Origin of the sequence: Kaistella sp. PBT33-4, from assembly GCF_029194425.1 — a bacterium.
Taxonomy (GTDB): Bacteria; Bacteroidota; Bacteroidia; order Flavobacteriales; family Weeksellaceae; genus Marnyiella.
On sequence record NZ_JARFYL010000005.1, the window covers coordinates 146,676 to 171,608 of the forward strand.

Genomic DNA, 24,933 nt, shown 5'->3' on the forward strand with positions numbered 1-24,933 from the left:
GATACTCAGTCCCGCAGCTCAATCCACACAGGCGCATGGTCGCTTGTTTTCTCCCAGCCTCTTACGGTTTTATCGACTCCGGCATTAATAAGTTGCGGCAAAACTTCCGCGGAAAGCAGAAAATGGTCAATACGCAGCCCCGCGTTACGCTCGTAGGCTTTCCGGAAATAATCCCAAAACGTATAGATAGTTTCGTCCGGATAGAGATGGCGTACTGCATCTGTCCACCCCTGGTTCAAAAGATTTTGGAATGCCGCCCGTACCTCAGGCAGGAAAAGCGCATCCTTTAGGAATTTTTCTGGCTTATACACATCATTTTCAGTTGGCATCACATTAAAATCCCCAATGATAAGTACCTTCTTACCGGAGGTTACCAGCATTTCTGCATGTGCATCCAAACGTTCAAACCATTTCATCTTATAGTCAAATTTCGGTCCCGGCACCGGATTTCCGTTAGGCAGATAAATACAGGCAATAACTAAATCTATAATTTTTACTTCCAGATACCGGCTGGCATCATCTTCAGTATCTCCCGGAAGACTGAGTCTGCTGACTTCCGGCATCCCGACACGTGAGAGTACCGCTACACCGTTCCAGCTTTTCTGGCCCAGCCAAACGGATTCGTAACCTGCTGACTGGAATTCCGCTTCAGGAAACTTTTCCTGAGGCGCTTTCAGCTCCTGCAGACAGGCAATATGTGGCTGGGTTTCTTCCAGCCACCTGAGAATGACAGGCAGGCGCCCGTTCACTCCATTCACATTGTAGGTGGCTATTCTCATGGATAGTTATTTATTCAAAGGTAAAAGTTACGTTTTAATTGGACACATATTTGATGTAACGACCGCAAATCAGCAATTATGAGAGCAATTTGGAATGGCGCAATCGGATTTGGACTGGTTAATATTCCCATTAAACTTTATTCGGCTACCGGAGAAAGCAACCTCGACCTGGATATGCTGGACAAGGAAGACCTTTCAAATATTAACTTCAAAAGGGTGAATGCCAATACCGGAAAAGAAGTGAAGTGGGAAAATATTGTTAAAGGCTATAAACTGGAGGACAATTACGTAGTGCTCACTAAAGAAGATTTTGAGGAAGTCAATCCTGAAAAATCAAAATTATTAAACATTAAGCAGTTTGTTGATGTTCATGAAATAGACAGTGCCTATTTTGAATCTTCCTATTTTCTGGAACCCCAAAAGAATGGCGAGGAGGCTTACAAACTGCTTTTAAAGGCCTTACTAAAAACCAAAATGGCCGGCATAGGTACTTTTATTCTTCGTGAAAAAGAGATTTTATGCCTCGTGAGGCCTTACGAAGACAAAATTTTGATGGTGAACCGTATGCGGTATCCGGAAGAACTCCGAAGTTATGAAGACCTTAAAATTCCGGGCGGCAAGAATCCTCAGGCTGAGGAATTGGAAATGGCAGAATCGCTGATCAAACAGCGCGCAACAAAATTTGATCCTTCAAAATATAAAAACACTTATAACGATGATCTCATGAAAATCATCGAGGCCAAAGCCAAAGGAAAAGTGAAGAAACCCGCTGCCAAAGAAAATGTATCGGCTAAAGCTACAGACCTTATGGCGCAGCTAAAGGCCAGTCTGGAAGCCGGAAAAGCAAAAGCGGGATAGCTAACTCAATAAACAGTAGGTGAAAATGCCATTAGAGGAATATAACAAAAAGAGAGATTTTAATCAGACGGCCGAACCCAAAGGTAAAACCAGCAGAGGGAAGGGTAAATTGAGATTTGTCGTTCAAAGGCATGCGGCCAGCAGGCTTCATTATGATTTCCGTTTGGAGATGGATGGTGTGCTGAAGTCCTGGGCAGTTCCGAAAGGGCCTTCACTAAATCCTCAGGATAAACGGCTGGCAATGATGGTTGAAGACCATCCTTATGACTACCGCACATTCGAAGGAACTATTCCGTCGGGAAACTATGGCGCCGGTGAAGTGGAAATTTGGGACGAAGGCACCTATGAAGCTCTTGAAAAAGTAAAAGGAAAAAAGGACGATACACTTATGCAGGCTCAGCTCAGTGAGGGTTCGCTCAAATTTATACTGCATGGTAAAAAGCTGAAAGGTGAATTTGCCTTAGTGAGGATTAAAAACAGTGAAAGTGGTGACCCATGGCTGCTCATTAAGCACCGTGATGAGTTTGCAACTGACAGTTATGACGCTGAGCAAAACACCGAACCTGATTCCAAAGTAAGCGCTTATTTGGCTTCAAAAAAAAAAGCAGAAAAGTAACTCCTGAGCCTGCCAAAACCCCACCCTCCAGAAATTACTCAACCGCGCTTGGCGGCGGAAGAAAACTTTCAAAATTCATCACACCGATGCTGGCTGACTCGGCTAGTGAACCGTTTAACAGTGACGAATGGGTGTTTGAGATAAAATGGGACGGATACCGTGCCATTGCAGACCTTCGTAAGGATGTTCAGCTTTATTCGCGGAATGGCCTCTCCTACCTGGAAAAATTCAGAAAAATTGCCAATTCCCTAAGGTTCCAGGAACATGAAATGGTGCTGGACGGTGAACTGGTGGCCTATGACAACAAAGGACAACCTAACTTTCAGTGGTTGCAGCGCATTGGCGAAAACCCCAATATTACTGTAGTGTACCAGGTGTTTGACCTACTGTATCTGAACGGGCATTCCACCGAGGCACTCAGTCTTCTGCAGCGTAAGGAACTGCTGAAGGAGGCACTCACTGAAACAGAATTCGTAAAATACCATGACCATGTGGCGGAAAAGGGTAAAGAATTTTTTGCGGTGGTTCAAAATATGGGCCTGGAGGGAATGATAGCGAAAAAAGCTGACAGCACTTATGTGCCGGGTGTGCGGAATGGGGACTGGCTGAAGATAAAAAGTCAGAAAACCGAAGAAGTTATTATTTGTGGCTTTACTGCACCGAGAGGTAGCCGCAAGAATTTCGGTTCACTGATTCTCGGCAGATACCATGATCACGGTCTGATTTTCTGTGGGCATACCGGGACGGGATTCAGCGAGAAGGCATTGACTGATCTCTACAAAAAGATGAAACCTCTGATTACAGAGGAATGCCCTTTCACCACAGTTCCAAAGACCAATGAGAAACCTACATGGTTAAAGCCTGAACTTGTAGCTGAAATCAAATTCACTGAGCTTACCGGTGATCATATCTTCAGACATCCTGTATTTCTGCATTTACGTGAGGATAAAGATGCGCAGGAAGTGAATTCTGCAAATAATGAAATTAAACAGCCGGAAAAATCAGCGCGGCCTGTTCCTTTGAAAAAGTCCATTTCTCACCGGGAAAATGAACTGCGGACGGAATTTGGAAATCAGGAGGTGAAACTGACCAATCAGAATAAAATATATTTCCCAAAAGATCAGGTAACCAAAGGTGATGTAGTGGCCTACTACCAAAGTATAGCCCAATATATCCTGCCCCATCTGCAGGACCGCCCACAGTCCATGAACCGCTTTCCAAACGGGATCAGCGGCATGAGTTTTTACCAGAAAGACGCTTCAGACGATGTACCGGACTGGATCGAAACTCAAAAAGTCCATTCGGAATCTACAGATAAGTTCATTAACTATATCCTGTGTAATGACAGAGCAACAATGGCGTATCTGAACAACCTGGGATGTATTGAATTTAATGTGTGGACCAGCCGGGCACAAACCACGGAAAAGCCGGACTATCTGGTTCTGGACCTTGACCCTTCTGAGAACAACACCTTTGAAGAGGTTATCCTGACCGCCCAGACGGTTAAGAAAATCATGGATTTGGGGAAGATAGAAGGGTTCTGTAAAACATCAGGCAGTTCCGGGATTCACATCTATATCCCCGCAGGCGCACAGTACAGCTTTGACCAGGTGAAGAATTTTGCTCATATCATGATGCAGATGGTGCAGAAAGAGCTGCCCCACCTTACCACTCTGGAGCGTGCCCTGCAAAAGCGGGATAAGGCAAAAATTTATCTGGATTATCTTCAAAACCGCCGCGGTCAGACACTTGCCAGTGTTTACAGTCTGCGCCCCAGGAACGGTGCACCCGTCTCCATGCCTATAGATTGGCAGGAATTGAAACCCGGTTTGAAACCCACGGATTTTAATATTGAAAATGCCCTACACCGAATTAAGGAAAAAGGTGATCTGTTTAAGCCAACTCTCGGTACGGGTTTCGATATGCTGGAAGCGTTATTTGCATTTGAAAACCACTAAGGAACCCAAGTTCTTTAATGAATCACATTCTGCATTATAATTGGTTGAATTTTTGCTGAGTAAAATCTATGAAGAAGCAAGACTATTCCAATCATATCCGTTTCTACGCACCGCATCATTTTATTTATCTGCCTCTGTTGATTATTCTTCTGGGGACAGGTCTGTGGATGAGTTTTGCTTCTACGGATCAACAAATTATCTGGATATTGTTCTCTGCAGTTATTTTCCTGCTTATTTATCTGGCTGTAATGGTCAGGCAGCATTATGCACTCACACTGCAGGACAGACTGCTCCGTCTGGAATTTAAGCAAAGGTATTTTGAACTCTTTGGTAAAAGATCGGATGACGTGGAAAATCAACTAAGTTTTGGACAGATCGCTGCGCTTCGTTTCGCACATGATGGAGAGTTCCGTGAGCTACTGGAGATGGCGTTAGCTGATAATACTTCGCCTAAAGAAATAAAGAAAGCAATTAAAAACTGGAAACCTGATTATAGGAGGGTTTAAGTTTTAAAATAAATAAACCATTAAAAATCACTGTTATGAAAAGATTTGCATTATTAAGTTTAGTTGTTTTCGCGCTTTTCACACTTACGGGGTGTGAAGCTATAGGAACCATCTTCGAAGCCGGAATGTGGTGGGGAATCATCCTGGTAGTAGGAGTTATCGGCCTAGTTCTGTGGATGCTTACTCGGGGTAAAAAATAGTTGAGAAGAATCATAGCTTATGCAGAAAGATACTAAGAAAAAAGTCAGGCCGCCCCAGAAGCAGCGGAAACCCGGACTGGAAAAGAAAATGGTACCCAAGCCTGAAAGCGAACCTGCTTCGAAATCACTTAAGCTTGAAGGTAAAGTGGCAATAATCTCCGGGGGTGACAGCGGTATTGGTAAAGCAACCGCACTACTCTTCGCTTCGGAAGGGGCAAATATAGTGATTCCTTATCTGAGCGAAACCGCCGATGCAAACGAGACAAAAAAAGAAATTGAACGCCTCGGACGAGAATGCCTCATTATAAAGGGCGATTTAGGAAAGGAAAATCACTGTCGTAAAGTGGTTGACAAAACTATCGATACATTCGGACAGATTGATATCCTCGTTAACAATGCAGCCAATCACTGGGAAGCCACCTCTTTGGAGGACATTACAACAGACCAACTCATGACAACGTTTCATTCCAATTTCTTCTCACTGTTCTGGCTTACCAAATTTGCGCTGAAGCACCTGAAAAAAGGCAGCAGCATCATCAATACGACTTCTGTTACCGCATATCGCGGCAGTGACCATCTGCTTGACTATGCCGCCACCAAAGGAGCAGTGCTATCGTTCACCCGCAGCCTCTCTGCTAATCTTGCTGAAAAGGGAATCCGGGTCAACGCCGTAGCCCCCGGACCTATCTGGACACCGCTGATTGCCTCTACCTTCTCGAAAAAACAAGTCTCAGAGTTTGGCAGCGATGTTCCTATGAAGCGTGCCGGACAACCAAATGAAGTGGCCACCTGCTTTCTTTTTCTGGCATCGGAAGATGCCTCTTATATGACCGGTCAGGTTTTGCATCCTAACGGAGGTGAAATTGTAAACGGCTAACTGGAATATCATGAAGACAGAAATTTCCGAACTTGAGGCAGTAAGCAGGATCAGTCCCTCCAAAATCGTAAAGATCATGAAGGATCCCGTGAAATCTGCAAAAGCGGTCCAATTGGTTTATACCACCGACCGGGAATCGGAAGGGATAGAACGCCGGCGCTGGGGCAAAAAATTTCGTTATTTTAAAGGAGATGAAAAGATAATGGACCCGGAACAAATCCAGCGGATTAACAAATTAGCCATACCGCCAGCCTGGGAGAATGTATGGATTTGCGCCCTGGAAAACGGACACTTACAGGCAACAGGTGTAGATGCGAAACAACGCAAACAGTACCGTTACCACCCCGTCTGGACAGCGCTTCGGAACCATACTAAGTTTTACAGGATGCTGCAGTTTGGCTATGCGTTGCCCAAAATCAGGCTTCAGCTGGAAAAAGATTTGGCAGTACGCAAGCTGGAGAAAAGAAAAGTCCTGGCTGTTGTGGTGAGCTTAATGGAGCGAACTAATATCAGAATTGGTAATAATGTTTATGAAAAACTTTACGGCTCCTTTGGTCTAACCACCCTAAAAGACAAGCATGTAAATGTTAAAGGTCAGAAAATCAGCTTTTCATTCAAAGGGAAGAAAGGCGTATATCATGATATCGACCTTAAAAATTCACGTCTGGCGAAGGCTGTTCAGAACTGCCGCGACATCCCGGGAAAAGAACTGTTCCAATACTATGATGAAGATGGACAGCCACATCCGGTAGATTCAGGAATGGTTAATGAGTATATAAAGGAAATCAGTGGCGATGATTTCACAGCAAAGGATTTCCGTACCTGGTCCGGAACTGTAAACGCACTGATTGCCTTCAGGGAAATTGGTGAAGCCGAAAACAATTCGGCCTACAAATCAAAAGTAAAGGAGGCCCTGGAGATGGTGGCCGCCACTCTTGGCAATACGCCTGCTGTTTGCAGGAAATATTATGTTCATCCGCTGGTCATCAATCTTTATGAAAACAATTCCATAAAAAAATATCTGGATGAATTGGATGCGATTGAAATCAACGACGGAAAGTCAGGACTTACAAAAGAGGAAATGATAGTGATGAAAATGCTGGAAAATGAAAAATTAAAACATTAAAAAAATAAATTATGAAAATTGAGATTCAGGAAAATGAAATTTACCTTGTAAAATTAGGACCCTCCACAGAAGAGAACAGAGTGGTAAAACGGGAAGTCACCTTTGAGATTAACGGTGTACAGTTCAATAGGGAAATTTTACTGGAGCCTAACGGTACCGGTGATGATTACGATGACCCGGAAAGTTTCTACATCAGAAACAAAGAGATGGTGGATGCCAGTCTTATAGATTACCTTTCGGATCACCAGCTATATGATAATGACTGATACTGAAAGAAGGTCGCGCCGTTAAGCGGGACCTTCTTCGTAATATTTAGCCTTCCTTCAGCGTGACCGCTCATCTGATATTTAAAGCAGTACAAGTGGGCCACGCTGAAGGAAGGCCTTTTTTCTTATTCCTTCACAGGCTGACCTTCGGCCTTTGGCAAAGATTCAAACAGTTCCGGAAATATCGCAAGAATGATGAAATACAAGATGATCATAAGGGCAATTGTGCCCACTGCGACTAAAACACCGGTTGGCGGATTATTTTTTTGAGTTGCCATACGTTTATTTATTAATAGTTAAACTGCAAACTGCAAAAGTCGTTCCTATTTGATTACGGCCCGGGAGGAAAAGCTTAACAAAAAACCTTAAATTTGTAAATATTAAAAAACATAAAAAAATAAATAATGTCTAAAGCAAAAATCTACTACACTCTTACGGATGAAGCTCCAATGCTGGCAACGCATTCTTTCCTGCCCATTGTAAAAGCCTTTACAAAACCGGCCGAGGTAGAAATTATGGTACCGGATATTTCCCTTGCAGGCAGGATTCTGGCAAATTTCCCGGAAGTACTTACTGAGAGCCAGCGAATTCCTGATTATCTGGCGGAACTAGGCGAACTGGCCACGCAACCGGATGCAAACATCATTAAACTTCCCAATATCTCCGCTTCCGTACCACAGCTGCAGGAGGCGATTACTGAACTTCAAAAGCAGGGCTATGCTTTGCCTGATTTTCCTGTGGAGCCAAAAAATGCTGATGAGGAAAACATTGCTAAAAAATATGCTAAAGTCCTTGGCAGCGCGGTAAATCCTGTGCTAAGAGAAGGTAACTCGGACCGAAGAGCGCCAAAATCTGTAAAGGATTACGCAAAGGCCAATCCTCACCGCATGGGAGCGTGGTCGGCAGATTCAAAAACAACGGTCGCACATATGGAATCAGGCGACTTCTACGGTTCTGAAAATTCAACAACAATAGAAAATGACGGGAAATTCAGAATTGTATTTGCCGGAAACGATGGATCATCTAAGGTACTCAAGGACTTTGCGCCGCTGAAAGCCGGAGAAGTAATTGACAGCTCCGTAATGAGCATCAGTGCACTTAAATCATTTGTAGAAAAGGCAATTGCCGAAGCCAAAGATAAAAATGTACTCCTTTCAGCCCATCTGAAGGCCACGATGATGAAGATTTCTGACCCCATCATTTTTGGTGCTATTGTAGAAACATATTTTAAAGATGTTTTTGCAAAATATAAGTCGGTTTTCAGTGAACTGGACATCAATCCGAACTTTGGTCTGGCTACACTTTTCGAAAAAATCGCCGGCACACCACAGGAAGCAGACATTAAAGAAGATATAGAGTCAGCCATTGCCAACAATGCACGCATTGCAATGGTAAACTCTGACCAGGGAATTACCAACTTCCACGTCTCGTCGGATGTTATTGTTGATGCTTCAATGGCTGCACTCGTACGCGGTGGCGGAAAAATGTGGAACAGCGAAGGCAAAGAAGAGGATACCGTTTGTATTATCCCGGACCGTACTTATGCAGGATTCTACGCGGCTATCATTGACGATATGAAAGCCAATGGAGCCATTGACCCAACAACTTTCGGATCTGTACCAAACGTTGGCCTTATGGCTCAGAAGGCTGAAGAATACGGATCACATGACAAAACTTTCCAGGCCACTGCAGAAGGAACGGTTCGTGTGGAAGATGAGAACGGAAATATTCTTCTGGAACAGAAAGTTGAGAAGGATGATATTTTCAGAATGTGCCAAACCAAGGATGCACCTATACAGGACTGGGTAAAACTGGCTGTAAACCGCGCAAGGCTTTCCGGCACCCCTGCTATTTTCTGGCTGGACAAAGGAAGGGCTCATGATGCCCAGATCATTGCCAAGGTGGAAAAATATTTGAAAGACCATAACACGGAAGACCTGGACATACGCATTATGGATGTGAAAGATGCCATGCTGGAGACCTTGAAAAGAGCCCGTGAAGGCAAGGACACTATCTCTGTATCCGGAAATGTCCTTCGCGACTATCTTACAGATATGTTCCCAATCCTGGAACTTGGAACATCTGCCAAAATGCTGTCAATAGTGCCGCTAATGAATGGCGGTGGGCTTTTCGAAACCGGTGCCGGCGGATCTGCACCTAAGCATATTGAGCAGTTCATTGAAGAAGGTTACCTGAGGTGGGATTCTCTTGGTGAATTTTTGGCACTGCAGGCTTCTCTGGAACACCTGGCCCAAACACAGGACAATAAAAAAGCGCAGGTTCTCTCTGATGCGCTTGACACCGCAAACGCAAAATTCCTGGCTACGGACAAATCACCGGCAAGGAAACTGGGCGGGATTGATAACCGCGGTTCGCACTTTTACCTGGCGATGTACTGGGCTGAGGCTTTGGCCAAGCAAACTGCTGACAGTGCGATTGCCGAAAAATTTGCACCTGTTGCGAAGGCCCTTCAGGAAAATGAAACCAAGATCAATGATGAACTGCTGGGTTCTCAGGGTAAACCTCAGGAGATTGGAGGCTATTACCATACAGATACTGAAAAGACCTATGCTGCTATGCGTCCTTCAGCCATCTTGAATCAGATTATTGACGCCATATAAGCAAATATACTCTGCATACAAATAGCGCGGATGCCATTCCGTGTGTCATTCAAGCTTCCCGGTCCGCTCCGGGAAGTTTTGTTTATACTGCAAGCTGTATTTTTGTAAGGTGCAAAGTATTGCCTCAGACTGTTCAAAATGGATTCTGGGTAAGGAAAAGATGCTGCGCAACAATTAAGCTCCTCCTTACGTCAAATCAAAATTTTCCAGGTTGTATGTAAAGCGGAAATGGATTACTTTTAGACGCAAAATCTTTCTGAATCTAATAAATTATCCCGTTTAGACTGAAGCGGGTGGGTTTTACGAAGCGGTGGCCTGTTGCATACAATGGGGGTTCACAACAACGCATTGCCGAAAATATTTAGTTAATTTATGAAGCCATTTTACCTATTTATAGTGTTTACGCTGTTTACTTCCTGTGTTTCGGTAAAAAGATACAACGAAAGACTGAGAACTCCTGTTGCGCCCGAAAAACTCCGTGCCGATGTAGATTATACCTATGCCAGCTTACAGGAACTTCACCCCAAACTGTACTGGTATATCTCCAAAGATAGTCTGGACAGACGTTTCACGGAAATAAAGAACAATATTAAGACACCTATGACTCCAACGGAATTCTACCGTCTGCTGGCACCGGCAGTGGCAGATGTGCGGCAGGGACACCTTCGGCTGGTACTTCCCGAAATACGGCTGAATGCTAAAGAGAGAAAAGCGCTGAAACTTCAGAAAGGCCTGTTCAGCCGGTATGAATTTCTGGTGGAAAATGACCGCGTGTTTGTAAAGGAGAATTCTGATAAAGTACCGGGTATGGAAGTGGGGACAGAAATACTGAAGATCAATGAGGTTCCGTTAAGTGAAATGCTTGCACGTTACAAGCCTTTAAATAACAGTGACGGTTATAACACTACTTTTTTAAGATATTCAATGGCAAGACGCTGGCCCCATTTCTTCACAGCCGAAAACGGAATACTTGATTCGGTGAAATTGGAGACCAGGCGGGACACTGAAATAGAAACCTTCTGGCTTAAACGTGAAAGACAGACGCTGATTCAGAAGAGAAAGGAGGAGCAGAAAAACCGGAAACTGACTAAGAGCGAACAGGGAAAAACAAAAGACTACAACATCGTAACACGAAGTTTCAACCGTGACCTGCAGTTTCCAACTCCAGACAGCATCACAGCATACATGAAGATCAAAACCTTTTCCGGAACTTTCTCAAGACGTTTCTACCGGCAGAGCTTCCGAACATTAAAAAATTCTCCTGCGAAATATCTTATCATTGATATGCGTGACAATTTGGGAGGGTCATTGGCCGAAATAAATAACCTCTATTCCTACCTGACACCGGAAAAATTCAAGTTCATTAAAGATATTGAGGTTACGAAGCCCAGCTCTATGTTTAAGGCAGATTATTTCCGGATGGTTCCAGATATTACCAAACCAATTGCTGCCGCTGCCTATCCCTTTTATCTAGTGGGAACCGCGCTTTCACTAAAGAGGACAAGGGAAGGAACTTTTCTGCGGAACAACGGTATTTTCTCAGTAAGAAAGCCAAAGAAAGACAATTTCAAAGGTAAAATTTATGTTCTGATAAACGGAAGCAGCTTTTCGGCGGCTTCCATACTGCCATCCAAACTAAAAGATTCAGGACGGGCGTTTCTTGTAGGTGAGGAAACCGGCGGCGCAAATGACGGTACAGTGGCAGGCAGGTACTCCACCCGAAAACTGCCGAACTCAAAATTAAAACTGCCAGTGGGTTTGATGCTTATACAACCCGATATTGAATTTTCCGGAAAAGGCAGAGGTGTCATTCCTCACCATTTTATTGTTCCGGATCTGAAGGAGGTCCTGCAAAAAAAAGACATCCAGCTGGACTGGATTCTGCAGGATATCAAAAAACATTCTGCACAACCCGGCCAGCCGGACGTCAATTGAAAAATTTGCTTTAAAATTCAAAAATAAACCCGAAATAAGGCAGCGGCGTGGAACGGTCGTTTTCACCTGTTTGCAGTTCGTAATACTGCTGATCCTGCGGAGCCGTAGGGTTGGCAATTATACCGTTGCCCTGTGCATCACGCTGCAGATTAACCACGGGCAATGCACTGGGGCTTGCGGAACCATAAGCATTAACCAAATCTACATATGCGGTGAGTTGCCATTTGTTGAAAATCCATTTCTTCTCGCCACGGATGTCCAGCTGGTGCGACAGGTTTCCGCGGGAAGTGTTCAACAATGAAAAATTCTGCACCGGACTGTTGGCTACGTTCCAGATGTTGACAAGGGCGCTGCGCTGCAGGTCGTATGGAGTTTCCGGCAGTCCCGACTGCATCCGGAATCTGGCTCCAACATTCCAGTTTCTGCTGAAGTATTTTCCTGCTGTCATGGTTAAGATATGTCTGGAGTCCCAGCTTGACGGCAGTAAGATTCCGCTGGCGTTGGAAAACCGGGAATATCCGAAGGTATAGGCTGCAATTCCGTAGAAATTGTTCAGTGTCCGTTTTTGAGCGAGGACTTCCAGACCGTAGGTCTCACCAAATCCGCGGGAATCCAAAGGTTCGCTGCCCACTACACCAAAGTCACCGCCTACATTAGCAAGTGATATTTGGTTTCGAAGAGAGAAAGGATAGTTTTTATACTTTTTATAGTATCCTTCTACTGTAAAACGAAGACTGTTTGGCCCATTATATTCCATGCCACCAACAAGATGTGTATTTTGTATGTATTTAAGGGTATTTTTATTTGTCAGGACACCGTTTTGCGTAAAGCCGAGAGCCGTGTAAACCGGTAGCTGGTAGTAGATTCCCGTATTGAAATTAAGCGCCAGCTTGTCGGTGAACTTATAACTGAGCGAAAGCCGTGGCGAGAACTGCTCCAAAGGATTATTGGTATTATCCGAATAGTTGCTGGCATCCATCCGTAAACCGCCGGAGATCTGTAAGCGGTCATCAAACAGTTTTCTGGCGGACTGGAGATATAAACCGTATTGAAGCAGGTTAAAATCAGATGATAACTGATCAAAATTAACAGTGCTCTGAGTTACATTTCTGCTTACAGAAGCATTATAATACCGGGCATAATTGATATTTGCTCCACTGCTGAGCTGATAATCTGCAATATTGAAATTGCGGTCAACGCGGAATTTATTTTCGCTTTCCTGTGAATTGTAATCATACAGAAGATTTTGTGGAACTTCAATATTGCGGTAGTATTTAAGAGCCTGGTTGTCCAACATATTTCTGCTAAGGGTAAACAGCCAGTTACCGTTTTCGGCCAGATGCCTGTAACCCGCGCCTACAGTGTAGTTCCATTGCGGCGACACAGGAAGCCGGTCAATTAACGTCAGGTTCGCGAGTGTGGGTTCAGCATCTTCATTGAATTTAAAACTGTCTTTGGCACCCATACCCAGAAAATATAACTCGTCACCGCTTTCAAATTTCTTTGACACCTTAAAGGTCGCGTCATAATAGCTTGGAAGAAACGGCAGACCAATGGCTTTGAACAGCAGTTGAAGGTTGGATTTACGCACACTGAAAAGACCGGACCAGGTCTGGTCCCGGGAAAGAGGACCGTCGGCCATCAGTTGCAGGTCATCCAGACCCAGGATCACCTTATAGCCCAGTTTGTCTTTCCTGGCGGATTTAAGGTTAAATTCAAAAAGCGACGAGAGCACTCCATTTCGCCTGGCCGGAAACGCACCACTGTAGAAGTCGACATCTTTGATAAAATCAACGGTAATGATGCCGCGTGGTCCGCCACTGGCTCCCTGCGTTTGGAAATGGTTGATCACTGGAACCTCAATACCGTCAATATAGAATTTATTTTCAGCCGAGCTTCCGCCACGTATGAAAAGGTCGTTCCGGAAGGTCGCTGTACTTCCTACCCCCGGAAAACTCAGGATCGCTTTTGAGACATCACGGTTGGAACCGGCATTTTTCTGAACTTCTTCACTGGTGATATTCCGCAGGGACAGTGGGCTCTCAGCGGTAGTTTTATAACTTTTTCTTGTAATTGTAACTTCTTCAATCTGATTTACCGATCGTATAAGTCCTACGGAAAAGGTAAGGTTTTGGTTAGGTACCACATCGATGTCATTTAATGAAGTGGGCGTATAACCTTCCGCAGTAACCTCAAAAGTGTAAGTACCGGACGGAATGTCTGCAATAAGTACATTTCCCTCACCGGTAAAAACGGCACCTTCCGAACCAAGCATCCGTACCGAAGCGGCCAGTGGTTTTTTCGTGAAATCGTCAAATACATTGATATTGATGCTGCCCACCTGGGCAAAAGTAAAAGCTGATAACAGCAATAACAGAAAGGAATACCTGAATCTCATCTGAAAAAATTTATGCAATTTACAAATAAACGTCCCTACAGAAAGGGACGCCTATCAACATTAACATTTAAACTATAAAACTATGGCAATATCACTTTATCCAGAACGTGAATAATTCCGTTGGCACACTGTACGTCGGTAGCAATCACATTGGCCATGCGGTTATTTGCATCAGTGATCTTGACACCACCCGATGTAGTTATATTGAAAGTACCCCCCTGAAAAGTGGTTACATTCATATTATTCATGATATCAGTTGAGGCAACATTAGCTCCGGCGACCACATGATATTTCAGTGCATTTTCCAAAGTTGCAGTAGGCACAGTAGCCAGACCCGGCAGATTCAATTCGGTTAACAGTGAACCAAAGGCTGCATTATTGGGAGCAAAGACGGTAAAAGGCGCGCCTGCATTTCCGCCCAGGATTCCCACAAAGTCAGGCATGTCACTTCTTGTAAGTGCAGAAACCAAGGTGCTGAAATTAGGATTTGCAAGAGCATGCGTAACAACAGTTGGCAGTCCGATTACATTATCTACCTTATGTATTACGCCATTGTTAGCCATGATGTCCGCTTGAGTCACTGTGGAAACTCCGTTTAGTTTTACCCCTGAAGCGGTGTCAATGAACATACTCAGGTTTCTTGTTGCCGAAGCACTACCTTTAGCCATTGTGGAAACGTAGCCCGTAGATACCTGTGAAGCCATTACTTTCGAACTCAGTACGTGGTTCAGAAGAATTTCTTTCAGTGCAGCGGTAGGAACATCGTTTAAACTCGCAAAGCCATTTGCCGAAAGAAACTGAGAGAAAGCTGCGTTAGATGGAGCGAATACGGTGAAATTCCCTGACTCATTCAGTGTTGAAGCTAGTCCCGCTTTATCAATTGCGGCCTTCAGATTGGAAAGATCAGGATCTGAAGCAGCAAGCTGGTAAATACTTGAGGGCATTTCCATTTCATTGTTACTGTCCTCACAGGCAGTGGTAATCATTCCCACGAACAGTACAAAAGCAAAAATTTTGAATAGATTTTTCATAATAAAATATTTTTTTAGTTAATTGATGAAAGGCAATAATCATACTATTTTTATTTTTTTAGTATAGTATTTTACTATTATCATCATTGATAGGATGAAGAACTGTTACCAAATTATAGATGGTGAGGAATTGTTAAGTGTAACCGGCGTGAATTCCCCTCCTCCGGAGGGGTGGTAATCCGCCGAAGGCGCGATTGACGGGGTGGTCTCTGATCATCGCAATTCCGTAAATTTAAAAAAACATTGTGATGTCCGAAAAACGAATTCTAACCTGTATTGAGGGTATTCCCATCTATAGAAACTTTGTGAAAAATCTTCCTTATAATCCTAACCTGATACCTCTAACCAGGATAAAAAGAAAACAAAGAATCTTATCTGAGGTACTTTTCTGGCAGCAGGTCCGGAACCGGGGTTTTCATGGAATTGATTTCGACAGGCAACGGATTATAGGCAGTTATATAGTTGATTTTTATGTGAAAGCCCTTGGGCTTGTAGTTGAGATTGACGGCAGTACACATGATCCTGAAAAGGAGTATGGTTCAGCCAGAATTGCTTTCTTAGAAGTCTTAGGTCTAAACGTTTTTTTAACCAGTGATTGGGATATGAAGCACCAGCTGAGAAAGGTTATGAAAGATCTGGAGAATTTTATCATTGAACATTATGGACCATAATCAATACAAAAAAGGGATGGTTCATTTGCATCGCTGCAATATAAACCACCCCGTCGGACCGGCCTGCGGCCCGTCCGCCACCCCTCCAGAGGAGGGGAATTTTCAGCTATAATAAACGGTCATCCACAAAATTAGGCAAGGTAACTTTCAGGTTGGGCTCCATTTCCATGGCTCGCTTAATTGCGAAAACTGCACCTTCATTCCTGGCCCAGCTGCGGCGTGAAATACCGTTATTCACATCCCAGAACAGCATTGATTTGAGTCTTCTGTCGGCATCATCGCTCCCGTCGAGCAACATACCAAAGCCACCGTTTATAACTTCACCCCAACCTACACCTCCACCGTTGTGTATGGAAACCCAGGTTGCACCGCGGAAACTGTCGCCAATAACATTCTGAATGGCCATATCGGCAGTAAACCTTGATCCGTCGTATATGTTTGATGTTTCGCGGTAGGGCGAATCGGTTCCCGAAACATCGTGATGGTCCCTTCCCAAAACTACCGGTCCAATCTGTCCATCTTTAATGGCCTTGTTGAAGGCTTCGGCAATTTTCATCCGGCCTTCCGCATCGGCATAAAGGATCCGGGCCTGAGATCCTACAACAAGTTTATTTTCCTGTGCACCTTTTATCCATTTTATATTATCTGCCATCTGCTGCTGTATCTCTGCAGGTGAATTTTTCATCAGTTCATCCAGGATTTCGGCAGCGATATCATCGGTTTTCTGCAGGTCGGCCGGGTCGCCACTTGTACACACCCACCGGAAAGGGCCGAATCCATAATCAAAGCACATAGGCCCCATAATGTCCTGAACATAACTTGGATATCGGAAGTCAATACCGTTTTCGGCCATAATATCAGCACCAGCACGGCTGGCCTCCAGTAAGAAAGCATTACCGTAATCAAAGAAATAGGTACTTTTCTCAGTGTGGCGGTTAATAGCTGCGGCATGTCTTCTTAAACTTTCCTGAACCTTCGCTTTAAAGAGTTCCGGATTTTCAGCCATCATCACATTGGCTTCCTCAAAGGAAATGCCTACCGGATAATAACCACCCGCCCAGGGATTATGAAGTGATGTCTGGTCGGAACCGATATCAACTGTTATATCTTCCCGGTCAAATTTTTCCCAAACGTCCACTACGTTACCCAGATAAGCCAGGGAAACGGTTTCATTGGCAGCTTTTGCTGATCTAACTCTTGAGACAAGTGCTTCAAGATCTTCGTGGATTTCATCAATCCATTTCTGCTCATGTCTGATTTTGGTGATCTTAGGATTAACCTCAGCGCAAACGGTGATGCATCCGGCAATATTTCCGGCTTTAGGCTGTGCACCGCTCATTCCACCCAGCCCCGATGTTACAAAGAGTCCACCGGCTGTGGGTTTGTTGATTTTTCTGAATGCGTTCAGCACTGTAATTGTTGTTCCGTGCACTATACCCTGCGGGCCTATGTACATATAACTTCCTGCTGTCATCTGTCCGTACTGCGAAACGCCCAGTGCATTGAATTTTTCCCAATCATCGGGCTTGGAATAGTTGGGGATCATCATACCGTTGGTAACTACCACGCGAGGTGCGTCTTTATGCGACGGGAAAAGCCCCATAGGATGTCCCGAGTACATCACCAGCGTCTGCTCATCAGACATCTCCGAAAGATACTTCATGGTGAGCAGATACTGCGCCCAGTTTTGAAAAACGGCACCGTTGCCACCATAAGTTATAAGTTCATGTGGATGCTGCGCAACCGCATAGTCCAGATTGTTCTGGATCATCAGCATAATGGCTTTGGCCTGCTCAGATTTTCCGGGATAATCGGTTATCGGGCGCGCTTTCATCTCGTAATCCGGCCGGAAACGGTACATATAGATACGTCCGTACGTTTCAAGTTCGGCTTTGAATTCAGTCAGGAGTTCGGCATGAAACTTCGGTTCAAAGTACCGCAGCGCATTTCTTAAAGCAAGTTTTTTCTCTTCCTCACTGAGAATCTCTTTGCGTTTAGGTGCGTGGTTAATACCGCTTTCATAAGGTTTAGGTTGAGGTAGTTGCGAAGGTATTCCCTGCTGGATCTGTTCCTGAAAAGTCATTAATTTTTGATTTTTTCAAAAATACAAAATAAAAAAGTCCGCTAAAAGCGGAAATTGTTAAATCGGGGAGAAAGCAAAAAATGAACTCATGATTTCTGCACCTCTTCAAACACCACTTTGGGATTCATTTCTGCTATTTTCTGAATGAAATGCCCTTCATCTTCGGGAGTTATGTACAGGTCGTTTCTGTAAGATGCGAAAATAATCAGGCCATGCCGGGTAGTGCCGTATTTATGAAGCCCGCTCCACATCGTTTCGCCCTTTCTTATTTTAGTGATATTGCTTACATCAGTCTCGTAGAGTTTTACGAAGCAGTACACTTTCAGCAGAGATCCTTGTAATATAATCCTAAGCTTGAAAATGGCAGCAGTTAGCAGCATTGCCAAAAGCATCAGCATAAATCCCATAACCATTAATACCATCAGATCACCTTCGGTCCAGCCATAAATGCCAAAACCCAAAAACAGGAGGCCTATGCCTGCATAAACCATCATAAAAACTTTGTCAATTTTTCGGCTTTTATAGGTGAACTTCGTCATAAAGATAGATTTTCATCAATATAATCAAAGAAAACAAAAACCCCAACTTCAGGTCAGGGTTTTTAATAAAGAAGTCTTAAATATCATCTTCGGCCTGGGAACTGTGCATATTGTTTTCCCACGCATCATTGTAGGCTTTCTTTTTGTCATCCCACGCGTCCGGTGGACAGTCATTTTTTGCTCTTGCCATAAATCCTTCCTGTGTAGCATTCTGTTTGGTATCTCTCATTTCGCGTTTGTATTCGCGTACATAGTCGTCGTAGTTGTCCAGATTTTCCGGCCTTTTGTCTATGTTACGGTCGGCATTGTTCACATCCTGTGATTTCTTAAAATTATTAGAATCCATACAATATATTTTGTGATTAGTGTTAATGTATTACGTTTGGTCATGATTGTCGCCGCCCAGACTCCAGTAATTATTTTCTTCATCTTCGGAGCCAAGTTCCTGCTGATCATCGTCCAGCTCTGAACCGGGAACATCCAGGTCAGAAGCCGGATCATCTGCTGCAAGTCCGGCTATAAGCTCGCTTTCTTCCACAGGATTTCCGTCTCCATCGATAGGAATATGTTCTTCGTTTTCGAAAATATCTTCCTTAGGCGGATAATTCAGCTGTTCCAGATTTTGCTCCTGTTCCGATTTACTTTCTTTTGCCATAATTCTATATTATAGCTCAAAGTTAATGCATCAGTTATCGGACGTATTACAGCCTACCCAAAAAAAATTACAGAATAAAAATCACTGATTGGTATTGCTCAGCATCGGTACGAACTTATAGGCGCCGAATTCTTCTTTTTCGAACTCCTTCTCGGATCTTTTTGTAAAGCGTGTCAGGATCTGCTCTTCGGTTTTACCTAACGGGATGACCATTTTTCCACCTACTTTAAGCTGATGCAGAAGTTGTGTGGGAAGGAGTTCAGCACCGCAGGTCACCAGGATTTTATCAAAAGGCGCGAAAGAGGGCAACCCGGCAAATCCGTCGCCAAAAGTCTGGAAACTTGGACGTAAGTGCAGCTCCCGCAGTTTGCGCGTAGAAAATTCATACAGGTCTTTTTGTCTTTCAATGGAGTAAACCAAAGCTCCCATAGATACCAGCACGGCAGTCTGATAACCACAACCTGTGCCTATCTCAAGAACTTTCTCGCGTTCGGAAAGCTCAAGCAGTTCAGTCTGCTCTGCTACGGTGGAAGGATGCGAAATAGTTTGCTTGGCTAAGATTGGGAATGCACGGTCTTCATAAGCGAAATCCTCAAAAATACTTTCCAGAAAAAGGTGCCTCGGTACGGAATTCATCGCTGTAAGGACGTTTTGGTCACTGATGCCGATTTTTTCCTTCAGATAACTTACCAATATTTTCCTTTTACCCTTGTGTACAAATGAGTCCTGCATGAGACAAAAATAGCGAATTTTGCTAATGTTTACCACTCTCTCATCACTTTACAGAACATCATTTGCCGTTTTAGCAGTCCGGACACATTCCTTATCTTTACCGAAATTTATTTCTATGCTGAAAGCGGGTTTAGTGGGCGCCGGACATCTTGGGAAAATTCATCTCAGACTACTTCAACAGTCACCAAAATACGATTTGATAGGTTTTTACGACGCCGACCCGGAAAACGGCCTGAAACTGGAGAAGGAATTCGGTTACCGCTATTTCAGCAACCTGGATGAATTGCTTGGGCAGGTTCAGATGCTTGATATTGTTACCCCTACCCTTTTTCATTACAGTTATGCAAAGAAAGCCATTGAAAACGGCCTTCATTTCTTCATTGAGAAACCTGTGACCCAAACACTTGAGCAGGCCGAAGAGATAGTGCAGCTCTGCCGTGAAAAAAACATAAAGGCACAGGTGGGCCACGTGGAAAGATATAATCCCGCATTTACAGGTGCCCGAAATTATATTGTGGACCCCATGTTTATAGAAATTCACCGGTTGGCTGAATTTAACCCACGCGGCACTGATGTCTCTGTAGTTCTGGACCTTATGATCCATGACCTGGACATCCTTCTGAGCATCGTAAAATCTCCGGTTAAGAATATTTATGCGTCAGGTGTGTGCGTGGTTTCTAAGTCGCCCGATATCACCAATGCACGTATTGAATTTGAAAATGGCTGTGTGGCCAACCTCACCACTTCCCGGATTTCAATGAAGTCTATGAGAAAATCCCGTTTCTTCCAGAAAGATGCCTACATCTCAGTGGATTTCCTTGAAAAGAAAGCGGAGGTAATTCGTATGAAACCCGCACCGGCTGTTCCGAATGATTTTGACATGATCATTGAAAATGCGGAAGGCGAACGAAACCAGATTATTTTTGAGTATCCGAATATCCAGACCAATAATGCCATCCTGGACGAACTGGAAAGTTTTGCAAATGCTGTTACAGCCGACCGACCCGTGGAGGTGTCGCTTGAAGACGGGACAGAAGCACTCCGGGTGGCTTTGGAAATTGTAAGACTCATCAGTACAGGAAATGATTAAAGCTACTATATTCCTCAGTTTATTGCTGACCGGCATTTTCAGCCAGGCTCAAAGTCTGAGGACTGAGCTTGAAAATATCATCAGGGGCAAGAAGGCTACCGTAGGTGTTGCTGTGCATAAACTGGACGGCTCCTTCAATATGGAGATTAACGGAAAAACGAGGCAACCCATGCAGAGTGTCTTTAAATTTCATATCGCACTGGCGGTTCTGGATGCGGTGGACAAAGGAAATTTAGAACTGGATCAGGAAATTATCATTGCTGAAAAAGATTTATTAAAGAACACCTGGAGTCCTATACGCAATAAATATCCGCATGGGAACATTTCACTTCCACTTATGGAGATTATTCGCTACACCGTGGCCGAAAGTGACAACAATGGGTGCGATCTATTGTTACGTCTCATTGGCGGAACGGACGTTGTGCAGCGATTTATGGACGATAAAGGAATTACGGATTTTTCCATAAAAGCCAATGAAGAGGAAATGCATAGGGACTGGAATGTGCAATATTCCAACTACACCACTGCCCGCTCCATGAACCAGGTGCTGAAGAAATTCGCTCTGGGTAAGATGATCTCCCCCGAATCCACACATTTCCTGATGAATGTGATGCTGAACACCCAAACCGGACTAAATAAAATTAAGGAACAACTCCCGCCTGGTACTCCGGTAGCCCACAAGACGGGCTCATCCGGCAAAAACGCCGCAGGACTTACCGGCGCTGAAAACGACGCCGGAATTATCACTTTACCCAGCGGAGAACAGTATACCCTAAGCGTATTTGTTTCCGATTCCATGGAAAGCGATACTGTGAACTGCAGACTGATCTCGGACCTGTCAAAAAAAGTGTGGCAGCATTTTAGCGGCAATTAACCTTATGAATATCACTCTAAACAAGCGATCTACTCTGCTCTGCCTCAACTTTAGTAAGAGGTTATTGAGTTTAATTTTCATTCTTGCTGCCTTCCAGGGATTTGCGCAGCAGAAATGGGATATTAAATTCTATAACGAAATTAACGGTCGCGAGGTTGAAATATATGCAGACAATAATGAATTTATGCCCATGTCTGCGGTGTTTGAATTTACCCTTAGCAATATGACTTCCTCATTGGCAAACGGACATACGGTGGTTATCCCTCCGCTTACGAAGAAATTCCTTGTCTCCAGAGTTACAGTGAACAAACCCAACTCCGGAAACAGTTTCAGTTATACAAATACCTATAACTTTGGTGATGTAACAGCATCTGCACATGACGACAGCTATATTTACTGGCTGCCCTTTGAAACCGGCAAGACCAAGCTCATCTTTCAGGGGTACAACGGCAAATTCTCACACCAGGGTGCGGCAGCACTGGATTTCTCGCTGGAGATGGGCGATAAGGTATCTGCAGCAAGAGACGGTATGGTGGTGGCTGTAGAACAAAGTAATAACCGCAATTGCCCCGACATCAGCTGCGCCCGCTTCAATAATAACATACTCATTCTGCACAGCGACGGCAGTTTTGCAGATTATTCTCACCTGAAGCAATACGGAAGTGTTGTAAAGCCTGGCCAAAAAGTGACACGCGGGCAACATATCGGATACAGCGGCAACACTGGTTTTTCCAATGGACCGCATCTTCATTTTTCAGTTTTCCATAACATGATAGACGGAAAAAGGAAGTATATCAAAACACGGTTCCGCACTACCGGACAGGAAGCTGAAATACTGGAGGAAAAAAAGAGTTACCACAAAAATTATTAATTCAAGATAAAAAAACCTATGAACAAGAAAATCGTAATCATTGGCGCCGGAACTATGGGAAACGGTATTGCACATACATTTGCACAGACCGGATACCAGGTAAGTCTGGTTGATGTTTCCCAGGAAGCACTGGACCGCGGACTGAAAACAATCACTTCAAACCTGGACAGGATCATTGCCAAAGGAAACCTTACCGAAGAACAGAAATCAGCGACACTGAACAGGATAAGCACCTTCACGCAGCTGGAAGATGCAGCAAAAGAGGCCGACCTCATTGTCGAGGCAGCAACCGAGAATATTGACCTCAAACTGAAGATCTTCAAGCAGATGGATGAACTTTCACCCGAAAACTGTATCCTTGCTACCAATACCTCGTCCATCTCTATAACAAAAATTGCCTCAGTAACTTCAAGACCTCAAAAGGTAATCGGAATGCATTTCATGAATCCCGTACCGATTATGAAACTGGTGGAAATCATAAAAGGCTACTCCACCTCAAAAGAGACGTTTGACGAAGTATATGAACTCAGCAAAGCTTTGGGAAAGGTGCCTGTAGAGGTTAATGACTATCCCGGTTTTGTGGCGAACAGGATTTTGATGCCTATGATTAACGAAGCCATTGAAACCTTATATAATGGTGTGGCCGGTGTAAAGGAAATAGACACGGTGATGAAACTGGGTATGGCGCATCCTATGGGCCCGCTGCAGCTCGCAGATTTCATCGGGTTGGACGTATGCCTGGCTATCCTGAATGTAATGCACGACGGTTTTAAAAATCCAAAATATGCCCCGTGTCCATTGCTTGTAAACATGGTGACTGCCGGGAAGATGGGAATAAAGTCCGGTGAAGGCTTCTACGATTATTCAGAATCGAAAAAAGCAGAAAAAGTAGCACGGGCGTTTATGAAATAACTTGAAATCTCATGCGAAAGCGGATTCTGGAATACAGAATACAGATATTTTTGATCATCACCAGCCTGGTGATGATCTTTCTGCGTTTCCTGCTGAACGAAAAAGGTAGGATGAATTATGATTCGGTCCGCTTTCTTCGCACAGCACATCTGTTCCCCGAAATTGATAACACAACCACTCCAATGGGCTATCCTCTGGGCATCAGGTTTTTCACATATTTCGGTTTAGATGAATTCTGGGCCAGTAAATTGCTGGGGGTACTGGCATTTGGTATGATGATCTGGTTTGCCTGGATAAAGCGGTACTACTTCCGGGAGGCGTTAAGTATAGGCGCCCTCTTCAGTTTGGTTTCCATTTTCTCTTTTACAATGAGCGAGGCCATGATGCTGCCAGTGGTTTTTATGCTGTTTTATACAGGACGGCAGGTAATAATCGGGCAACTGCAGGGTTGGAAAGCTTTCTTTTGGTTAAGTGTGATGCTTATCCTGGTTTTCAATGTCCGGTATCCGGCTCTTTTCTTTATGGGGGCGTTTTTTCTTTTCGGACTGGCCAGTATCCGGAAGACATATGGTAAGTTGTTTATCGCCTCTGCAATTGCTGCAATAATTTTTGTGGTAGTTTACAAGTTTACTTTCATTGACTATTTTAATGAAAAATATGTAGATACCTTTCTTGAAATCGGTCTGCACCCTACTCCGAAACTTTTGGTGGAACTTTATCAGGGGCTTGCCACCACCTTCAATCCGTTTATTCATATTGCCAGCCCGGGTGGAGGACTGCTTAATTATTTGATCTATGGCATTGGCACCGCAAACCTTTTACTGCTTGTTGTGCTGCTTATAAAAATGGGAATATCTGAAACTGAAAAATTCCTGCTTGTATGTGGCATCACAGGAATTGCCTGTTCATTCTTCATCCAGTATTTCTACGGAATTACACCCCTTGATTACAGGCTGCTGGCTCCGTTCGCATTGCCGTTATGGATGCTGTATTTCAAAAAACTCTACAGGATTGCTGGGCTTTTTGCGTATTCCGTGCCGGTTCTCAGTATAGGTACAGGCGCTGCATTCATTTTTCTGTCGGAAGCCAATTATCTGGAAAACCGTAAAGAAATACGCGAGTACCTGAAAAGTGAGCAAAAGCTTGAGACAGATATTTATTATTACATCAATGACAGCATGAGCAGCCGGCAGTTGCAGGTCGCAGAACTCATAAGCAGCGTGAACCCGAAAGTACGCTATACAAAGAACGCCGCAGATACGCTGAAAAAGGAAACACTGACACCACACCGCGTACTGTCAAAAATTAAATTAGACGAGAACGGCTATCAATAAA

Annotated in this window: 25 protein-coding genes; 16 read left to right on the top strand and 9 right to left on the bottom strand. The window is 44.1% G+C overall.

The annotated features are described in order from the left end of the window. Window positions 1-5: 5 nt before the first annotated feature. Window positions 6-779: an exodeoxyribonuclease III gene (gene xth / locus P0M11_RS11665; protein ID WP_275625833.1), complete on the bottom strand. Its 774-nt coding sequence runs from the start codon at window positions 777-779 to the stop codon at window positions 6-8. A 78-nt stretch (window positions 780-857) separates the two neighbouring features. Here xth and P0M11_RS11670 point away from each other — a divergent pair, with 78 nt between their 5' ends. The 8 genes from P0M11_RS11670 to P0M11_RS11705 all read left to right on the top strand — a co-directional run bounded on the left by P0M11_RS11670 (window position 858) and on the right by P0M11_RS11705 (window position 7,186). Continuing rightward, the gene (locus P0M11_RS11670) at window positions 858-1,637 is read left to right on the top strand and encodes a Ku protein (protein ID WP_158063944.1); all 780 of its coding nucleotides are present in this window, start codon (window positions 858-860) and stop codon (window positions 1,635-1,637) included. Between the two features lie 25 nt (window positions 1,638-1,662). Next, window positions 1,663-2,253 (top strand): DNA polymerase ligase N-terminal domain-containing protein, encoded by a 591-nt coding sequence (locus P0M11_RS11675; RefSeq protein WP_275625834.1) that lies wholly within the window; start codon window positions 1,663-1,665, stop codon window positions 2,251-2,253. An 86-nt stretch (window positions 2,254-2,339) separates the two neighbouring features. Further along, window positions 2,340-4,211, top strand: a complete 1,872-nt coding sequence (ligD, locus tag P0M11_RS11680; RefSeq protein WP_275625835.1) for a DNA ligase D — start codon at window positions 2,340-2,342, stop codon at window positions 4,209-4,211. 68 nt (window positions 4,212-4,279) lie between these two features. Then, window positions 4,280-4,717, top strand: coding sequence for a DUF6526 family protein (locus P0M11_RS11685; protein WP_275625836.1), 438 nt, complete (start codon window positions 4,280-4,282; stop codon window positions 4,715-4,717). Window positions 4,718-4,752: 35 nt separating this feature from the next. Beyond that, window positions 4,753-4,917 carry a phosphatidate cytidylyltransferase gene (locus P0M11_RS11690; protein ID WP_275625837.1) on the top strand — a complete coding sequence of 55 codons (165 nt, stop codon included), beginning with the start codon at window positions 4,753-4,755 and terminating at the stop codon, window positions 4,915-4,917. A gap of 19 nt (window positions 4,918-4,936) precedes the next feature. Continuing rightward, window positions 4,937-5,794, top strand: a complete 858-nt coding sequence (locus tag P0M11_RS11695; RefSeq protein WP_275625838.1) for an SDR family oxidoreductase — start codon at window positions 4,937-4,939, stop codon at window positions 5,792-5,794. Between the two features lie 10 nt (window positions 5,795-5,804). Continuing rightward, window positions 5,805-6,920 carry a DNA topoisomerase IB gene (locus tag P0M11_RS11700; RefSeq protein ID WP_275625839.1) on the top strand — a complete coding sequence of 372 codons (1,116 nt, stop codon included), beginning with the start codon at window positions 5,805-5,807 and terminating at the stop codon, window positions 6,918-6,920. A gap of 11 nt (window positions 6,921-6,931) precedes the next feature. Continuing rightward, window positions 6,932-7,186 (top strand): hypothetical protein, encoded by a 255-nt coding sequence (locus P0M11_RS11705; protein WP_158063937.1) that lies wholly within the window; start codon window positions 6,932-6,934, stop codon window positions 7,184-7,186. 125 nt (window positions 7,187-7,311) lie between these two features. Here the strand turns inward: P0M11_RS11705 and P0M11_RS11710 are convergent, their stop codons facing one another. After that, window positions 7,312-7,464, bottom strand: coding sequence for a hypothetical protein (locus P0M11_RS11710; protein WP_275625840.1), 153 nt, complete (start codon window positions 7,462-7,464; stop codon window positions 7,312-7,314). A gap of 126 nt (window positions 7,465-7,590) precedes the next feature. Between P0M11_RS11710 and P0M11_RS11715 the strand changes: the two genes are divergently transcribed. Then, complete coding sequence (locus tag P0M11_RS11715) at window positions 7,591-9,807, top strand: NADP-dependent isocitrate dehydrogenase (protein WP_275625841.1); 2,217 nt, start codon at window positions 7,591-7,593, stop codon at window positions 9,805-9,807. A gap of 372 nt (window positions 9,808-10,179) precedes the next feature. Beyond that, a complete protein-coding gene (locus P0M11_RS11720) occupies window positions 10,180-11,742 on the top strand; it encodes a S41 family peptidase (protein ID WP_275625842.1) in 1,563 nt (520 codons plus the stop codon). Between the two features lie 10 nt (window positions 11,743-11,752). Here the strand turns inward: P0M11_RS11720 and P0M11_RS11725 are convergent, their stop codons facing one another. Beyond that, the gene (locus tag P0M11_RS11725; protein ID WP_275625843.1) at window positions 11,753-14,140 is read right to left on the bottom strand and encodes a TonB-dependent receptor; all 2,388 of its coding nucleotides are present in this window, start codon (window positions 14,138-14,140) and stop codon (window positions 11,753-11,755) included. Window positions 14,141-14,220: 80 nt separating this feature from the next. Continuing rightward, the gene (locus tag P0M11_RS11730; RefSeq protein WP_275625844.1) at window positions 14,221-15,171 is read right to left on the bottom strand and encodes a fasciclin domain-containing protein; all 951 of its coding nucleotides are present in this window, start codon (window positions 15,169-15,171) and stop codon (window positions 14,221-14,223) included. A 248-nt stretch (window positions 15,172-15,419) separates the two neighbouring features. Between P0M11_RS11730 and P0M11_RS11735 the strand changes: the two genes are divergently transcribed. Further along, window positions 15,420-15,842, top strand: a complete 423-nt coding sequence (locus P0M11_RS11735; RefSeq protein ID WP_275625845.1) for a DUF559 domain-containing protein — start codon at window positions 15,420-15,422, stop codon at window positions 15,840-15,842. A gap of 106 nt (window positions 15,843-15,948) precedes the next feature. On the opposite strand, the gene P0M11_RS11740 is transcribed toward P0M11_RS11735, so the two are convergent. The 5 genes from P0M11_RS11740 to P0M11_RS11760 form a co-directional block, all read right to left on the bottom strand. Then, entirely contained in the window at window positions 15,949-17,925 is a 1,977-nt protein-coding gene (locus P0M11_RS11740; protein ID WP_275625846.1) for a urocanate hydratase, read from the bottom strand. 86 nt (window positions 17,926-18,011) lie between these two features. Then, window positions 18,012-18,464 (bottom strand): PH domain-containing protein, encoded by a 453-nt coding sequence (locus P0M11_RS11745; protein WP_275625847.1) that lies wholly within the window; start codon window positions 18,462-18,464, stop codon window positions 18,012-18,014. Window positions 18,465-18,540: 76 nt separating this feature from the next. Beyond that, window positions 18,541-18,810, bottom strand: coding sequence for a hypothetical protein (locus tag P0M11_RS11750; RefSeq protein ID WP_158063929.1), 270 nt, complete (start codon window positions 18,808-18,810; stop codon window positions 18,541-18,543). Between the two features lie 30 nt (window positions 18,811-18,840). Continuing rightward, complete coding sequence (locus tag P0M11_RS11755; RefSeq protein WP_275625848.1) at window positions 18,841-19,119, bottom strand: hypothetical protein; 279 nt, start codon at window positions 19,117-19,119, stop codon at window positions 18,841-18,843. 81 nt (window positions 19,120-19,200) lie between these two features. After that, window positions 19,201-19,851 (bottom strand): protein-L-isoaspartate(D-aspartate) O-methyltransferase, encoded by a 651-nt coding sequence (locus tag P0M11_RS11760; protein ID WP_158063927.1) that lies wholly within the window; start codon window positions 19,849-19,851, stop codon window positions 19,201-19,203. Window positions 19,852-19,966: 115 nt separating this feature from the next. Between P0M11_RS11760 and P0M11_RS11765 the strand changes: the two genes are divergently transcribed. The 5 genes from P0M11_RS11765 (at window position 19,967) to P0M11_RS11785 (ending at window position 24,932) form a co-directional block, all read left to right on the top strand. Beyond that, the gene (locus P0M11_RS11765) at window positions 19,967-20,941 is read left to right on the top strand and encodes a Gfo/Idh/MocA family oxidoreductase (RefSeq protein WP_275625849.1); all 975 of its coding nucleotides are present in this window, start codon (window positions 19,967-19,969) and stop codon (window positions 20,939-20,941) included. Then, a complete protein-coding gene (bla, locus tag P0M11_RS11770; RefSeq protein ID WP_275625906.1) occupies window positions 20,937-21,815 on the top strand; it encodes a class A beta-lactamase, subclass A2 in 879 nt (292 codons plus the stop codon). The genes P0M11_RS11765 and bla overlap by 5 nt, the downstream gene beginning before the upstream one ends. 64 nt (window positions 21,816-21,879) lie before the next feature. Further along, complete coding sequence (locus P0M11_RS11775; protein ID WP_275625850.1) at window positions 21,880-22,686, top strand: M23 family metallopeptidase; 807 nt, start codon at window positions 21,880-21,882, stop codon at window positions 22,684-22,686. Window positions 22,687-22,704: 18 nt separating this feature from the next. Then, window positions 22,705-23,598 carry a 3-hydroxybutyryl-CoA dehydrogenase gene (locus tag P0M11_RS11780; protein WP_275625851.1) on the top strand — a complete coding sequence of 298 codons (894 nt, stop codon included), beginning with the start codon at window positions 22,705-22,707 and terminating at the stop codon, window positions 23,596-23,598. 11 nt (window positions 23,599-23,609) lie between these two features. After that, the gene (locus P0M11_RS11785) at window positions 23,610-24,932 is read left to right on the top strand and encodes a hypothetical protein (protein WP_275625852.1); all 1,323 of its coding nucleotides are present in this window, start codon (window positions 23,610-23,612) and stop codon (window positions 24,930-24,932) included. Window position 24,933: the final 1 nt, after the last annotated feature.

Coding starts and splice junctions, on each gene's coding strand:
- P0M11_RS11710 (WP_275625840.1), bottom strand. CDS start 7,464: ATGGCAACTCAAAAAAATAATCCGCCAACCGGTGTTTTAGTCGCAGTG.
- P0M11_RS11695 (WP_275625838.1), top strand. CDS start 4,937: ATGCAGAAAGATACTAAGAAAAAAGTCAGGCCGCCCCAGAAGCAGCGG.
- ligD (WP_275625835.1), top strand. CDS start 2,340: ATGCTGGCTGACTCGGCTAGTGAACCGTTTAACAGTGACGAATGGGTG.
- P0M11_RS11685 (WP_275625836.1), top strand. CDS start 4,280: ATGAAGAAGCAAGACTATTCCAATCATATCCGTTTCTACGCACCGCAT.
- xth (WP_275625833.1), bottom strand. CDS start 779: ATGAGAATAGCCACCTACAATGTGAATGGAGTGAACGGGCGCCTGCCT.
- P0M11_RS11700 (WP_275625839.1), top strand. CDS start 5,805: ATGAAGACAGAAATTTCCGAACTTGAGGCAGTAAGCAGGATCAGTCCC.
- P0M11_RS11690 (WP_275625837.1), top strand. CDS start 4,753: ATGAAAAGATTTGCATTATTAAGTTTAGTTGTTTTCGCGCTTTTCACA.
- P0M11_RS11780 (WP_275625851.1), top strand. CDS start 22,705: ATGAACAAGAAAATCGTAATCATTGGCGCCGGAACTATGGGAAACGGT.
- P0M11_RS11675 (WP_275625834.1), top strand. CDS start 1,663: ATGCCATTAGAGGAATATAACAAAAAGAGAGATTTTAATCAGACGGCC.
- P0M11_RS11735 (WP_275625845.1), top strand. CDS start 15,420: ATGTCCGAAAAACGAATTCTAACCTGTATTGAGGGTATTCCCATCTAT.
- P0M11_RS11670 (WP_158063944.1), top strand. CDS start 858: ATGAGAGCAATTTGGAATGGCGCAATCGGATTTGGACTGGTTAATATT.
- P0M11_RS11740 (WP_275625846.1), bottom strand. CDS start 17,925: ATGACTTTTCAGGAACAGATCCAGCAGGGAATACCTTCGCAACTACCT.
- P0M11_RS11760 (WP_158063927.1), bottom strand. CDS start 19,851: ATGCAGGACTCATTTGTACACAAGGGTAAAAGGAAAATATTGGTAAGT.
- P0M11_RS11750 (WP_158063929.1), bottom strand. CDS start 18,810: ATGGATTCTAATAATTTTAAGAAATCACAGGATGTGAACAATGCCGAC.
- P0M11_RS11720 (WP_275625842.1), top strand. CDS start 10,180: ATGAAGCCATTTTACCTATTTATAGTGTTTACGCTGTTTACTTCCTGT.
- P0M11_RS11785 (WP_275625852.1), top strand. CDS start 23,610: ATGCGAAAGCGGATTCTGGAATACAGAATACAGATATTTTTGATCATC.
- P0M11_RS11715 (WP_275625841.1), top strand. CDS start 7,591: ATGTCTAAAGCAAAAATCTACTACACTCTTACGGATGAAGCTCCAATG.
- P0M11_RS11755 (WP_275625848.1), bottom strand. CDS start 19,119: ATGGCAAAAGAAAGTAAATCGGAACAGGAGCAAAATCTGGAACAGCTG.
- P0M11_RS11705 (WP_158063937.1), top strand. CDS start 6,932: ATGAAAATTGAGATTCAGGAAAATGAAATTTACCTTGTAAAATTAGGA.
- P0M11_RS11765 (WP_275625849.1), top strand. CDS start 19,967: ATGCTGAAAGCGGGTTTAGTGGGCGCCGGACATCTTGGGAAAATTCAT.
- P0M11_RS11745 (WP_275625847.1), bottom strand. CDS start 18,464: ATGACGAAGTTCACCTATAAAAGCCGAAAAATTGACAAAGTTTTTATG.
- P0M11_RS11725 (WP_275625843.1), bottom strand. CDS start 14,140: ATGAGATTCAGGTATTCCTTTCTGTTATTGCTGTTATCAGCTTTTACT.
- P0M11_RS11730 (WP_275625844.1), bottom strand. CDS start 15,171: ATGAAAAATCTATTCAAAATTTTTGCTTTTGTACTGTTCGTGGGAATG.